13 protein-coding genes are annotated in these 14,098 nt (G+C 63.6%); 6 read left to right on the top strand and 7 right to left on the bottom strand.

The genetic code is table 11. The annotated features are described in order from the left end of the window. Window positions 1–93: 93 nt before the first annotated feature. The gene (locus tag NKJ76_RS18210) at window positions 94–1,680 is read left to right on the top strand and encodes an FGGY-family carbohydrate kinase (RefSeq protein WP_352538034.1); all 1,587 of its coding nucleotides are present in this window, start codon (window positions 94–96) and stop codon (window positions 1,678–1,680) included. 54 nt (window positions 1,681–1,734) lie between these two features. On the opposite strand, the gene NKJ76_RS18205 is transcribed toward NKJ76_RS18210, so the two are convergent. From NKJ76_RS18205 to NKJ76_RS18175, 7 genes are all read right to left on the bottom strand, one after another. Continuing rightward, window positions 1,735–2,829, bottom strand: coding sequence for an ABC transporter ATP-binding protein (locus tag NKJ76_RS18205; RefSeq protein WP_352538033.1), 1,095 nt, complete (start codon window positions 2,827–2,829; stop codon window positions 1,735–1,737). A 2-nt stretch (window positions 2,830–2,831) separates the two neighbouring features. Next, window positions 2,832–3,878: an NAD(P)-dependent alcohol dehydrogenase gene (locus tag NKJ76_RS18200; protein WP_023683584.1), complete on the bottom strand. Its 1,047-nt coding sequence runs from the start codon at window positions 3,876–3,878 to the stop codon at window positions 2,832–2,834. Window positions 3,879–3,893: 15 nt separating this feature from the next. Further along, window positions 3,894–4,706, bottom strand: coding sequence for a carbohydrate ABC transporter permease (locus tag NKJ76_RS18195; protein WP_352538032.1), 813 nt, complete (start codon window positions 4,704–4,706; stop codon window positions 3,894–3,896). 11 nt (window positions 4,707–4,717) lie between these two features. Next, a complete protein-coding gene (locus tag NKJ76_RS18190) occupies window positions 4,718–5,584 on the bottom strand; it encodes a carbohydrate ABC transporter permease (protein ID WP_352538031.1) in 867 nt (288 codons plus the stop codon). A 97-nt stretch (window positions 5,585–5,681) separates the two neighbouring features. Beyond that, window positions 5,682–6,953: an ABC transporter substrate-binding protein gene (locus NKJ76_RS18185; protein WP_023693095.1), complete on the bottom strand. Its 1,272-nt coding sequence runs from the start codon at window positions 6,951–6,953 to the stop codon at window positions 5,682–5,684. 229 nt (window positions 6,954–7,182) lie between these two features. After that, window positions 7,183–8,100: an AraC family transcriptional regulator gene (locus NKJ76_RS18180; RefSeq protein WP_023671262.1), complete on the bottom strand. Its 918-nt coding sequence runs from the start codon at window positions 8,098–8,100 to the stop codon at window positions 7,183–7,185. A 94-nt stretch (window positions 8,101–8,194) separates the two neighbouring features. Next, window positions 8,195–9,004, bottom strand: a complete 810-nt coding sequence (locus tag NKJ76_RS18175; protein ID WP_352538030.1) for a helix-turn-helix transcriptional regulator — start codon at window positions 9,002–9,004, stop codon at window positions 8,195–8,197. Between the two features lie 113 nt (window positions 9,005–9,117). Here NKJ76_RS18175 and NKJ76_RS18170 point away from each other — a divergent pair, with 113 nt between their 5' ends. From NKJ76_RS18170 to NKJ76_RS18150, 5 genes are all read left to right on the top strand, one after another. Further along, entirely contained in the window at window positions 9,118–10,254 is a 1,137-nt protein-coding gene (locus NKJ76_RS18170; RefSeq protein ID WP_023700452.1) for an ABC transporter ATP-binding protein, read from the top strand. Continuing rightward, window positions 10,235–11,398, top strand: a complete 1,164-nt coding sequence (locus tag NKJ76_RS18165) for an ABC transporter substrate-binding protein (protein ID WP_023819731.1) — start codon at window positions 10,235–10,237, stop codon at window positions 11,396–11,398. The genes NKJ76_RS18170 and NKJ76_RS18165 overlap by 20 nt, the downstream gene beginning before the upstream one ends. Window positions 11,399–11,460: 62 nt before the next feature. Beyond that, entirely contained in the window at window positions 11,461–12,324 is an 864-nt protein-coding gene (locus NKJ76_RS18160; RefSeq protein ID WP_352538029.1) for an ABC transporter permease, read from the top strand. Continuing rightward, window positions 12,324–13,136, top strand: coding sequence for an ABC transporter permease (locus NKJ76_RS18155; RefSeq protein ID WP_352510621.1), 813 nt, complete (start codon window positions 12,324–12,326; stop codon window positions 13,134–13,136). Before NKJ76_RS18160 ends, NKJ76_RS18155 begins: the two co-directional genes overlap by 1 nt. Window positions 13,137–13,164: 28 nt before the next feature. Continuing rightward, window positions 13,165–13,926, top strand: a complete 762-nt coding sequence (locus NKJ76_RS18150) for an SDR family NAD(P)-dependent oxidoreductase (RefSeq protein WP_023700449.1) — start codon at window positions 13,165–13,167, stop codon at window positions 13,924–13,926. Window positions 13,927–14,098 lie beyond the last annotated feature (172 nt).

The following is a 14,098-nucleotide window of genomic DNA, read 5'->3' as shown; positions in this document are numbered from 1 at the left end:
CATGCTCTACTTCTTTGATTTAGAGACGGATTCAGATTTCGGGTCGAACAGACCTGAAATCATCCGGCTCTAGGGAGCGAGAGTAAAAGCATCTTGACGAAAAGCTTCGTTTGCGCGGTCGATGTCGGCACCGGGAGCGCCCGCGCGGGCATTCTCGATACGTCAGGCACCTTGCTCGGCCGCGCCGAGCATCCGATCGTCATGAACCAGCCGAAGGCCGATCACGCCGAGCACAATTCGCAGGATATCTGGTCGGCGGTCTGCATCGCGGTGCGTGCCGCGCGCGAAAAGGCCGGTGTGTCAGCCGACGATATTGTCGGCATGTCGTTCGACGCCACCTGCTCGCTGGTGGTGCTGGACAGGAATGCCGGCCAGCTCAGCGTCTCGGTGACGGGCGAACGGCGCTGGGACACCATCGTCTGGCTCGACCATCGCGCCATCGCCGAGGCAGATGAATGCACCGATAGCGGCCACGCCGTACTCGACTATATCGGTGGCGTCATGTCGCCGGAAATGGCGACGCCGAAGCTGATGTGGCTGAAGCGCAATCTGCCGGGAACTTGGCATGAAGCCGGCTACCTGTTCGACCTCACCGATTTCCTGACCTGGAAGGCGACCGGGTCGCTGGCGCGCTCGCAATGCACGCTGACCGCCAAATGGACCTATCTGGCGCATGAGGAAACCGGCTGGCGCCGTGACTTCTTCGACAGGGTCGGGCTTGGCGATCTGTTCGAACACGGCAGCCTGCCGGAGAAGGCAAGTGCTGTCGGCGAAGACATCGGCACGCTCACCCCTGAAGCGGCGGCGGAGTTGGGCTTGAGCGAAAACTGTCGGGTCGGCGCCGGCGTCATCGATGCCTATGCCGGCGCGCTTGGCGTGCTCGGCGGCTTTGCTGGCGACGAGCAGAATATCGGCCGCCATCTGGCATTGATCGCCGGCACCTCGTCCTGCGTCATGGCGATGTCGCCCGACCCGCAGCCTTTCGCCGGCGTCTGGGGTCCATACTATGGCGCCGCACTGCCAAAGCTCTGGCTGTCGGAAGGCGGCCAGTCGGCTACCGGGGCTTTGCTCGACCACATCATCCGCTGGCATGGCGCCGGCGGCGAGCCGGATGCGGCCATGCATGCCAAGATCGCCAGGCGCGTCGCTGAACTGCGCAGCACCGAAGGCGACAAGCTGGCGGCGAGGCTGCATGTGCTGCCGGATTTTCACGGCAACCGCTCGCCGCTTGCCGACCCGCATGCCGTCGGCGTGGTCAGCGGGCTGACGCTGGATTCCTCTTTCGACAGCCTGTGCAAGCTCTATTGGCGCACGGCCGTCGGCATCGCGCTCGGCGTGCGCCATGTGCTGGAGGCGCTGAACGAGAACGGCTATCTCATCGACACGCTGCATGTCACCGGCGGCCACACCAAGAACCCGTTGCTGATGGAGCTTTATGCCGACGCCACCGGCTGCGCGGTGATCGAGCCGCTGGCCGACGAAGCCGTTCTGCTCGGCACCGGCATGGTCGCCGCCACCGCCGCTGGCCTGTTCCCGGACCTGAATGCCGCCTGCGTCGCCATGCAGCAAGGCGGCAGGGCGCGCACCTCGAACCCGACCGCGTCAGGCCGCTTCGACCGCGACTACAGGATCTTCCTCGAAATGCACCGCCAGCGGCAGGCGCTCGACGCCATCAGCTAGAGCAATTCCAGGAAAAGCGTGAAACGGTTTTCCGTCCGGAATTGCGTACCAAATCTAGGCCTCCTCTCGCCGGCGCAAGGATGCGCCGGTCGCCGCGTCGAACAGATGCACGCTCTCCTCCTCGAATGTGTAGCGCACAGGCGCGCGCAACGCCGGGCATTCGCGGGCCGATACCAACGCGCCGACCTCCTTGCCGCCGCAGGCGAACGTCACCAGCGCGTCATTGCCATGGAACTCGATGAGGTCGGCGGTGCCTTGCAGAAGATTGATGCTCTGAGCGCCGGCGGTCTTCAGGTCCGGCGGTCGGATTCCAAGCACGGCGCGCTGGACGCCGCGCAGATCGAAGCCCGAGCCTTCTATGGAGAAGGTCGAGCCGCCGCCTGTCAGCGTCCAGCGTTCGTCCTTCCGCCCGACGGCCACGTCGATGAAATTCATGTTCGGCGTACCGATGAAGCCGGCGACGAACAGATTGCCCGGCTGGCGATAGATCTCCGCAGGCGAGCCGATCTGTTCGATGACGCCATCCCTGAGCAGCACGATCCGGTCGGCCAGCGTCATCGCTTCGAGCTGGTCGTGGGTGACATAGACGGTAGTGGTCTTCAGCGACTGGTGCAGGCGGGCGATTTCGACCCGCATATGGTTGCGAAGTTTGGCGTCGAGATTCGACAGCGGCTCGTCGAACAGGAACACTTTCGGCGTCTTGATCATGGCGCGCGCAATCGCCACGCGCTGCTGCTGCCCGCCGGAAAGCTCGGTCGGTTTGCGGGCGAGGTATGGTTCGAGGCCGAGCGTCTTTGCCACCGCCTCGACCCGCTTCCGGATCTCGGCCGGGGGCACTTTCTGTCGCTTGAGCCCAAAGGCGATGTTGTCGAAGATCGTCATATGAGGGTAGAGCGCATAGTTCTGGAAAACCATGGCAATGCCGCGCTCGCCGGGCTCGAGATCGTTGACCACTTTGCCGCCGATCGACACTTCCCCGCCGCTGATATCCTCCAGTCCGGCCAGCATCCTGAGCAAGGTCGACTTGCCGCAGCCGGACGGGCCGAGGAATACGACGAATTCGTGCTCCTCGATCGAGAGATTGAGGTCGCGGATGACGGTGGTGGCGCCGTAAGCCTTGTCGACATGGGAGCAAACGATCGCGGACATGGTCAGCCCTTCTCGCCGGTAAGAAGGATTTGCAGCTTGACGTCTTGCGGCTTGCCTTGCGCCGCCCGCTCGAAGGCCTCGATGCTGTCCGAAAAATCATAAGTGCCGGTGATCAGCGGCTTGAGGTCGACCTTCCCCGAGGCGATCAGCTGCAGCGCGCGGTCGAAGATGTTGGCGTAACGGAACACCGTCTCGATGCGCACTTCCTTGGAGATCGCCGCCGGAACGTTGAGGCTGACCGGTTCGACCGGCAGTCCGACCAGCACCACCGCGCCGCCCGGCCGCACGACATCGAACAGGTCGGCGAATGCCTTCGGGCTGCCGCTCGCCTCGAACACGATATCCGCGCCCCAATTGTCGGTCGCGGCGGAGACTGCGTCGACCAGCGATTGCTCACCTATATTGACCGGCACGATGCCGGGATATTGCGCGGCAATCTTGAGCTTGGGTGCGGAAAAATCGGAGATCAGCACCTTCGAGCAGCCGCCGGCCAGCGCCGCCAGCGCGATCATGATGCCGATCGGGCCGCAGCCGACGACGACGGCGACGTCGCCAGGCACGATGCGGGCGCGGCTCGCCGCCTGCATGCCGATGGCAAAGGGTTCGACCATCGCGCCTTCGGCGAAGGTGACATTGTCCGGCAGTCTGTAGGTGAAGGCGGCCGGGTGCACGGCATAGGGCGCCAGCACGCCATGCACAGGCGGCGTCGCCCAGAAGGAGACGTCAGGGTCGACATTGTAGATGCCGAGCCTGGTCGCGCGCGACGACAGGTTCGGCACGCCCGGCTCCATGCAGACGCGGTCGCCGACCTTCAGCGTGCCGACATTGGCGCCGATCTCGACGATCGTTCCCGCGGCTTCGTGGCCGAGCACCATCGGGGCCCGCACGACATAGCTGCCGATGGCGCCATGGGTGTAATAGTGCACGTCGCTGCCGCAGACGCCGACCGTGTGGATGGCGATCTTGACATCGCCCGGTCCGACGTCGAGCGGCAGCGCGATCTCGCGCAGCGACAGTTCGCCTTTTTTCTCAAGCACCAGTGCCCGCATAGGTAAGTCCTCGCATCAAGTCTTTTTTTGCCGGAAAACGGAATTCAGGAAGCCGCTGAGCACGCCGAGGAACAGCAGCGGCGGTAGCGACAACAGCACGACCGAGGCGTTGAGGATTCCCCACGGCACGTTCATGCCTTGCTGTGAAAGTTCGGAAGCGACGATCGGCAATGTCTTGGCGTTGGAACTGGACAGCATCAGCGCGATCAGGAATTCGTTCCACACCAGCACGAAGCTGAAGGCGACGGCGCCGATCAGCGAGCGCGCCGCTACCGGCAGCGCAATGCGCCAGAACACCGAGTAAGCGCCGCAGCCGTCGACGAAAGCGGCTTCCTCGATTTCCTTCGGCACGGCCTGGAAGGCGGGAATGGCGAGCCACATGATCACCGAGATGGTGAGCAGCGAATAGGTGACGATCAGCGCCGGCAAGGTGTCGTAGAGCCCGATCTGCAGCCAGATCACCATCAGCGGAATGGCGACTGCCACCGGGGGCAGGAAGCGCAGCGACAACACGAAGAACTGGATGTCGCCAGCGAAGCGATTGGGATAGCGCGCCACCGCATAGGCTGCCGGAAGGCCGAGCATGACGCCGATCAGCACGGCGACGCCGCAGGAAATGACCGAGTTATAGAGACCGGTCATGACGCTGTCGCGGCCGATGATGTAGCTGATATTGTCGAAGGTCGGGGTAAACACCAGGCGCGGCACGCGGGTGATGATGTCGACATTGTTCTTCAGCGAATTGACCGCCGTCCAGGCGAGCGGAAACACCGCCATGAAGCCGGCGAAGGCCAGGATGATCTTGCCGATGAGGCGGCCCGGTCTCATGCGATACGGCCTCATGCCTGCACCCGCTTCCACAGCATGGTGAAGGTGATGACAGTCGCTATCATCATCAGCACCGCCATGGCCGAGGCATAGGACACCTTGCCGGATTCGATGAAGCCTTGCGAGAAGGCGTACATGTCGAGCGTCTCGGTCGCCACGCCCGGCCCGCCGCGCGTCATCACATAAATCAGGTCGAAGGAGCGCAGCGATTCGATCATCTTGACGAACATCAGGCTGATCAGCGGCGCCTTCAGCATAGGCAAGGTCACATAGGCATGGATCTGCCAGCGTTTGGCGTGGTCGAGCCGCGCCGCTTCGATCGGCTGCGGCGGCAAGGTCTCCAGAAGCTTCAGCACGATGACCGCGAAGAACAGTCCCCACTGCCAGACATCGACCGAGGCGACGGCAAACAGGGCCGTCGACGGCTTCGACAGCGGGTCGAAGATCAGCCCGCCGGTGATCAGTCTGTAGGGATAGGTGGCGATGCCGTAGAGCGGATGATAGGCAAACTTCCACACGAAGGCCGCCGAGACACGCGGCAACAGCACCGGGATGATGAACAGCAGGCAGTAGATGTTGCACAGCCGCGGCGACGCTACTTCGAACATCAGCACGCCGAGCCCGATCGCCACCATCATCGTCGCCACCACGGTGACGATTTCCCACTTCACCGAAACCCAGACCGCGTTGAGGAAACGCCGGTCGGCGAACAGGTCGATGAAGTTCGACAGCCAGACCCAGGAATAGTCCGACGAGCTCAGCTCGCGGTTCTGCAGCGCAATGACGATGGCGTACAGCGTCGGCACCATCGACAGCACCAGAAGAATGGCGAGCGTCGGAACCAGAAACGTCACGGGCAGGGAAGAGCGTCGGCGCATTGCCTATCCTCGGGCTGTGCCTTTTTGGAGAGACCCGCGGCGCACTGGCCCCGGCAGCCGGTCTAATCCGGTGGACCGCGCGCCGCGGGCGGGAGGATTACTTCTTCTTCACCAGCTCGTTGGCGTAGGCCTCGAGTTCGTCGAGGCCGCCCTTGACGTCGGTGCGCGTGCCGGTGACCAGCTCTTCCAGGATGATGCCCCAGCGGTCGCCGAGATCCGGCCAGCGCGGATCCTGCCAGAAGTTCACCGCCGTCACCTTGCCGGTATCGGCAAGCGCCTGGCCGAGATCGGCGCCATAGATGTCGGCGAACTCCTTGCTGGACAGCACGCTGGTGCGGTTGAGCTCGCCGAATTGGTGCGCGTCGAGCCGGCGCTTCTCGTTCTCCTTCGACGTCGCCCAGGCGATGAACAGGCCGGCGCATTGCTTCGCGGCGTCATCGGCATTGGCCTTGGCGGCGATGGCGAGGCCGTGGCCGTAGCCGCCGCCGGTCAGTGGCGAGGGCGGCGGCAGGAAGCCGATCTTGCCGACCACTTGCGAGGTCTTCGGGTCGACCGCCATGCCCGACAGCGGCGTCGATTCGACCAAGATGGCAACCTGGCCCGACAGGAAGGCGCCGGTCGATTCATCCCAGCTGCCGGTCTGCGTGCCGGGCGCTGAATCCTTGAACAGTTTAAGATAGGTCTCGGTCGCTTTGACCGCGGCCTCGGAGTTGAAAGCCGGCTTGTCACCGTCGAACCATTTTCCGCCATAGGCCTTGAAGAACGGCATCCAGCGCCAGACATTGGCGCCCGAGCCACGCGCGCCGCGCAGCGCGATGCCGTACATGCCCTTGTCGGGATCGGTCAGCTTCGGCACGTCGGCGATCAACTCGTCCAGCGTCTTCGGCGGCTGGATGCCGGCGGCTTCCAGAATGTCCTTGCGGTAGACCATCAGGTCGCCGCCGCCGGTCAGCGGCGCGAACCACACCTTGCCGTCATAGGTGGCGACCTTCTGCCGGCCCGGGTCGAAATCGGCGTAGTCGTAGTCAGCCGGGTAATAGTCGGTGAGCGGCACGATCCATTTCGACGAGGCGAACAGCGCGACATTGGCTTCGTCGACATAGTAGACGTTGTAGTTGCCGACCGTGGACGCATCGGCGCGCGACTTTGCCCGGCGGTCGTTCTCGTTGAGATAGTCGATCTGGAAGCTGGCGCCGGCCAGTTTCTGGAACTCGTCCTTGGACGCCTCCAGCAGCGTCAGCCCGTCACGCGGTTGCGCCAGCACCTTGACCGGCGCCGAGCAGACCGGCGCCGCCAGCGCCATGGTCGAGAGGGTCGTGGTAAGCATGAAAGCTGCGCTTATGCTCGCAGCGAGCCGAATTGGTTTCATTGATTTTCTCCTCCAGGAACAGTCGCAGGAAGCGGAAGTCTTCGGTTGCGCGATCCTCGCCATCGCCCGAGCGACAAGCCACCCATCGCCAAAATGAGGAGTTGCTAAAGGCCGCGCTAGAAGCCCCGTTGCAGCAGACCTGTACTTTTATGCATTGTGCGCTGCAAAATCCGGCCCGCCTGCACAGCCTCTGTCACATGAGTACCGATGGAGTGAGGAAGGCCGGTTTTCAGGCGCGCATCGTCATCCGCTGCTTCGACAGCTTGCGGTAGGATGACGGCGTCATCCGGTGCTTGCGCAGGAAGGCGCGGTTGAAGTTGGAGATGTTCATGTAGCCGACCTGGAAGCAGATGTCGGTGATCGGAATATCGGTGTCCGCCAGCAGCTTGCAGGCTTGCCAGAGCCGGAGCTTGGCGATGTGGTCGCTGAAACTGTTGCCGGTGTTTTTCTGGAAGAAGCGCGAAAACGTGCTTTCGCTCATCCCCGCCAGCTCCGCCGCCTCCGGCAGCTTCAGGTCCTCGGCGAAGTGCTGGAAGAGATAGGTCAGCGTGCGCTGGATGATGTCCAGCGAGGTTGCGTCGAGCGCGGGTGAGAAATCCGGCGAGGACAAAAGCTCGTATTCGTCTGTCCTGGCCAGCAGATCGACCAGTTCGAGGAAGAGGCAAAACCGGGCGAGCCCGTGCACGGTGCCCATCCTTTCCATCAGCGCAGCGCCGTCGAGCGCGGCGCGGCCATGGAAGACGATGCCGCGCAGCGATCGCTCCAGGAACGGTTCTAGTTCGCGCAGCTCCGGCAGCAGTCCCGCCGAGCCGCGCAGCCGCTGCGGATCGAATTGCAGCACGATGTCGCGTCCTTCGATCAGCTCGCCGGGTTGCACCGATGTCACCCAGTCATGCGGCAGCCCGCCGCCGACGATGCTCAGGTAGCCCGGCCCGAATTCGCCGATGTGATCGCCGACCAGCGCGACCCCGGAAGACTTCCTCAGGAGATGGATCTCGTATTCCGGATGAAAATTCCAGACATTGCGCTCCCAGGGATAGTCGTCGAGCCGCCACAGGAAACTGTCGCTCGCCTCGGTGACGATGTGCTCGAAAGCCGGCACCGTGCGAGGGATCGCGGCCGTGTTCTTTCTGCGCCTGAATGCCATCGTCTGCTCTCCGGGGCGTATGAGGAAGCGACTGGTTTCGGGTAATCCGTAGCAGTCTGTTGCCCGCAAGTGAACGATGTCTGCCTCAGCGATTTCAACGCCGGCTCTCGATGATCTCGATGAAGCGGGCGAACAGCCCGGCCTGGGATTTGATGCCGAGTTTGCGATGGATGTTGCGGCGATGGACCTTCACCGTTCCCGGCACGATGCGCATGGCTCTTGCGATCGACTCGGTGGAATGCCCCTGCAGCACCAGATCGACGACATGCTTTTCGCGCGGGGTCAGCGACAGGCTTTCCCAAATGTGGGCGCGGTCGAACTCGTTGACGGCGGCGATCGTCTCGCCCTGCTCCGCTTCGTCCTGCTCCTCGGCCGCAAGTGCGGGCCAGCGCAACCGGGCGAAGTTGATGACCGCCGGCGCCATGTCGCGCAGCAGCCTGGCATCGGCGGTGCCGAAGGGACCCGAGGCGTGCAATCGCATCAGCGACAGCACCAGCGCATCCTTGCCGGGCAGCGGCACGAAGAAGCCGACCTCCTCGGCCAGCCTTGTCTGGCTATAGTAGGTGCGAAAATACTCGCTGGCATAGAAGCGGTCGGGCGCCAGTTCGCGCATGCGCCAGAACCCCTCCTTGCGCTCCACCGCCGCGTGATGAAATGGGTCGAGCAGATAAGGTCCTTCCTGATAGAGCGTGACGAAGACATGGCTCTCGTCAGGCGAGAAGGTTTCGAACAGCAGCGGCGGCCGCGAGGCGCCGCGGTAACCGAAGATCACGCAGTGGTCGAAGCCGACATGCTGGCTCAACCAGCCGACCATTGCCTTGCCGAACAGGTCGCCGCTGATCTCTCGCGTCGCCGCGACAAGGGCTGCGAGCCGGCTGTATTCGTCGCTGCGGGACGCACTCAATCTATACCCCCTTAAACGAGAAAATAGATCAGATATACCACCAGCGAGGTATATACTAGACGCCATTGGCTCTGGTAGCGTCCTGGAATAGCCCTGTTGCTGGAGCCAGCACTTTGACCGCAGTGCCCGACATCGAGTTTCGCGGCGTCACCAAGCGCTATGGCGCTGTGACCGCCGTCAGCGGCATCGATCTGGCTGTGCCGCCCTCCGCCTTTGTCGCCCTTCTCGGACCGTCCGGCTGCGGCAAGACCACATGCCTGCGCATGATCGGCGGCTTCGAGCAGCCGAGCGAAGGCCAGGTGTTCATCCGTGGCCGGGACATGGCCGGAACGCCGCCCTATCGCCGGCCGGTCAACATGGTGTTCCAGCAATACGCGCTGTTTCCGCACCTCGATGTGGAAGCCAATGTGTCCTACGGGTTGCGCCAGGCACGGCCGCGCCTGTCGTCGCAGGAAATCGGCCGGCGCGCCGGCGAGGCGCTCGAAATGGTGCGGCTCGCCGGCTATGGCCGCCGCAAGATCCACGAACTCTCCGGCGGCCAGCAGCAGCGCGTCGCGCTGGCGCGCGCACTGGTCAACAAGCCGGCGGTGCTTTTGCTCGACGAGCCGCTGGCGGCGCTCGACAAGAAACTGCGCACCGATATGCAGATCGAGCTGCAGAACCTGCAGCGCGAGATCGGCATCACCTTCGTGCTGGTCACCCACGACCAGGAGGAAGCGCTGTCGATGAGCGACTTCGTCTGCGTCATGAATGGCGGCCGCATCGTACAACTCGGCCAGCCGAGCGAGATCTATGACGAGCCGGCCGACCTGTTCGTCGCCGACTTCGTCGGAAAGACCAATCTGTTGAGCGGCAAGGTTGCCGGGCATACAGGCGATCTTGTCAATGTGGCGCTGGCGGACGGAACCGTCATTGCCGCGCGCAAACGAACCGCCTTGCAGCAGGGCGAGACCGTGTCTGTCAGCCTGCGTCCTGAATCGCTAAGCCTCGGCGCCACCAAAGGCAGCCCTTTCAAGGGCATCGTGCGCAACCGGATCTTCTTGGGCTCGACGGCGGAATACGCCATCGAGGTGCAGGGCATCGGAACGCTGCTGGCCAAGGCCGACCATGTGATCGGCCACGGCAATCTCTTCAAGCCGGGTGAACCCGTCGCCATCGGCTTTGCCTCCGGGACGCCGCTGGCGTTTCCGGAGACCAAGAACAACGGGACCAACCAGAGGGTAGCAAAAAATGTCGAAATCATATCGTGACGGACTGCCGATAAGCCCTGAGAACTTCGTCGACCAGCTGATGCGCCTGAAGCGCGGCTCGATCGGCCGCCGCGATTTCCTCGGCCTCACCGGCCTGGGCATCGCAACCGCGGTGATGGCGCGCGAGCTCGGCATCATGCCGACGCCGGCCTTCGCCGCCGAAAACCTCGGCGACCGCATGTCGATCGCCACCTGGCCGAACTATCACGACCCGCAGACCTTCGAGAATTTCAAGAAGGACACCGGCGTCGCCGTCGAGGTCAACGTGTTCGGCTCCAATGAGGAGATGCTGGCCAAGCTGCAGGCCGGCGCCTCGGGCTGGAGCCTGTTCGTGCCGACCAACTACACGATCTCGACCTACAAGAAACTCGGCATCATCGATCCGCTCGACATGGCCAAGCTGCCGAATTTCGACAGCTCCCAGGAGGACCCGCGCTTCACCTCGGAAGGCACGATCGACGGCACGACCTACGCGGTGCCGAAGAACTGGGGCACCACGGGCTTTGCCGTCAACACCAAGAAGCTGGCCAAGCCGATGACCAGCTGGAAGGAATTCTGGGACGTCGCCATGGCTGAGGGCGATGGCCGCACCATGGTGCACGACTACCAGCTGACCACCATCGGCAACGCGCTGAAATATTACGGCTATTCCTTCAACTCGCTGAAGCAGGATGAACTCGCCAAGGCCGAGGAGCTGCTGCTCAAGGTCAAGCCGCATCTGTTCGCGGTCTCGTCCGACTACCAGCCGGGCATGCGGGCGGGCGACGCCTGGCTGACCATGTGCTGGACGAATGATGGCGCACAGCTGCATCGCGATATCCCGGAGATCGCCTATGTGCTGGGCAAGGAGGGCGGCGAGATCTGGACCGATTTCTACGCCATCCCGAAGGACGCGCCGAACAAGCCGGCCGGCTATGCCTTGCTCAACTATCTGATGACCCCTGAGGTCGCGGTGAAGGAGCATCTCGCCAATGGCGCGCCCTCGACCGACGCACGCGTCAACAAGCTGCTGCCCAAGGAAGTGCTCGACAATCCGATCCTCTATCCTGCGGCGGACCTGTTGACGCCGCTCGAGTTCGGCGCGGCGGCAACACTGACCGATCCCGGCCGGGCCGAGCTGATGGCGCGCTTCAAGTCGGCTTGAGGCTGGCCTGACGCAAACGGAAAACCGGCGGGCCTAGGTCCGCCGGCATCGGGGCGGTTTCCATGCACGGCAACAGATTTCGGCATAACATCCTGACAGCGCTGCTGCTCGCTCCGGCTACAGCGTGGCTGGTGGTGTTTCTGGTGTTGCCGTTCGTCGCCATTGCCGTGTTCAGCGTCGGCGAGCGGGCGCCGGAGGGCGGCTATCAGGCCGCCTTCACGCTGGCGCAATACGCCAATCTCCCGGCAAGGGCGACCGCCTTCTGGAACACGATGATGCTGGCGCCTGTGGGCGCGCTTGCCTGCCTGCTCGTCGCCTACCCGGTTGCCTACTATCTCGCCCTGAAGGCGCCGGAGCGCTGGCGGCTGATCCTGCTTGCGCTCGTCGTCATTCCGTTCTGGACCAGCCTTTTGATGCGCACCTACGCCTGGATGTACATTCTGGGCGGACGCGGCATTCCCGCACTGCTGGCCTTTGTCGGCATCGAGGATGTCAGGTTGATCAACACGCCAGGCGCCGTGCTGCTCGGTATCGTCTATGGCTATTTGCCCCTCATGACCCTGCCGATCTATGTCAGTCTCGAGCGGCTCGACCGAAGGCTGCTGGAAGCCTCCGCCGATCTCGGCGCGGCCCCGCTCTCAACCTTTCTGGGGGTGACGCTGAAGCTGTCGCTGCCGGGCGTGATGACCGGCTTCTCGCTGGTCATGATCCTGCTGCTCGGAGAATACCTGATCCCGACGCTGCTTGGCGGCGGCAAGGTGTTCTTCATCGGCAATGCGCTGGTCGACCTGTTCCTGCAGTCGCGCAACTGGCCGTTCGGATCGGCCATCGCCATCACGCTGGTGGCGGTTTCGGTGGTGGTGCTGATCGCGGCAAACCGTATCTCGACACGGGTGTCGGGCGCCCGCAGGGTGGATCTGATCTGATGCGCGCCTTCGTCACAGCCGTCTTCGCCTTCCTCTATCTGCCGATTGCGTTGGTCGTGCTGTTTTCCTTCAACGCCGGCCGCCATGCCAGCGAGTTCACGGGCTTTTCGGTGCAGTGGTACGGCACCGCGCTGTCGAACCCGTTCCTGGTCGAGGCGCTGAAGAACAGCCTGTTCATCGCCACCACCAGCGCGCTTCTGGCGGCGGTGTGCGGCACGGCAGCAGCGCTCGGCCTCGCGCGGGTCGGGCCCAGAACCCGCGCCGTCTTCGACGCGCTGATGGGTGCCGCGATCGTCGTTCCCGGCGTCGTCATCGGCATCTCGACGCTTGTCGCGCTGGTCCAGCTGTTTGGCGTGCTCAACCCGTTCCTCGCCTCGATCTGGCCAAACGACCAGCCGCCGCGCCTGTCGCTCGGCTATGGATCGATCATCGCCGCCCACGGCCTGTTTTCGATGGCGTTGGTGACGATAATCGTCGGCACGCGTCTCGCCAGCCTCGACCGCAACCTGGTCGAGGCCTCGAGCGATCTCTACGCCACGCCGCTGACGACGTTTCGCTCGATCGTGCTGCCGCAGATCATGCCGGCGGTGATCGCCGGCTTCCTGCTCGCCTTCACCTTCTCCTTCGACGATTTCATCGTCGCCTTCTTCGTCGCCGGCGCGCAGACGACGCTGCCGATCTATGTCTTCGCCTCGATCCGGCGCGGCGTGACGCCGGAAATCAACGCCATCGCCACCATCGTGCTCGTCGCCTCGGTTCTTCTGGTGGTGCTTGCCCAATGGCAGCTGCGCCAGCGCCAGCCGTCAAACTGAACAAGCCATCCAGCTGAAAGACAAATTCATGATCCTTAGAGACCGCATCGCCGTGGTGACGGGCGCCGGTTCCGGCATCGGCCGCGCCGGCGCCATGATCATGGCCAGGGAAGGCGCTGTGGTGGTCATCGCCGACCGGGATAAGACCAGCGGCGAGACGACAGCGGCGGACATCCGGGCAGTGGGCGGGCAGGCCGAGGCCGTTGTCACCGACGTCTCTGACGACGCCGCGGTCGGGCAGCTCATCACCGGCACGCTCGGCAAGTATGGCCGCATCGACGTTCTGCACAATCACGCCGGCATCCAGGTCGGCGGCACGCTGACCGAGGTCGAGGTCGATGGTATGGATGCGTCATGGCGCATCAATGTACGGGCGCAGTTTCTGGCCGCGCGGCTGGTCATGCCGGCAATGGTCGCGCAAGGCGGCGGCGTCATCCTCAACACGGCTTCGAATTCGGGCGTCTTCTACGACCGCGAGATGATCGCCTATGCCACGTCCAAACATGCCGTGGTGGCGATGACCAGGCAGATGTCGCTCGACTATGCCCGGCACAATGTGCGCGTCAACGCGCTCTGCCCCGGCTGGGTCGACACCCCCTTCAACGAGCCGTTCATCGCCCAAATGGGCGGCCGCGAGGCGATCGAGACCTATGTCCGCACCAAGATCCCGATGGGGCGCTGGGCGAGCGCCGAAGAGATCGCCGAAGCGATCCTGTTCCTCGTCTCCGACCGCTCATCCTTCATGACCGGCCAGGCGCTGGTGATCGACGGCGGCGAAAGCATCGGCTGATCCAAGGGCCGTCGGCAGGAATGGTTCCCGCCTCTGGCTCAATCGCCGGCTGCCCGTCCTCCCTTGCCTTCATGCCGCATTTCGTCCAATAGAACGACGCAAACGCTGCGAAACCGAAGGTTTTGCCGTTTGGAAGTGCGGCTTCCGGCCTCGTTGCCGACGCGCCGCAATC

The organism is Mesorhizobium sp. M0029, assembly GCF_040323735.1.
Taxonomy (GTDB): domain Bacteria; phylum Pseudomonadota; class Alphaproteobacteria; order Rhizobiales; family Rhizobiaceae; genus Mesorhizobium.
The sequence above is the reverse complement of the archived record's forward strand: the minus strand, read 5'-3'. Positions and strand labels throughout refer to the sequence as shown.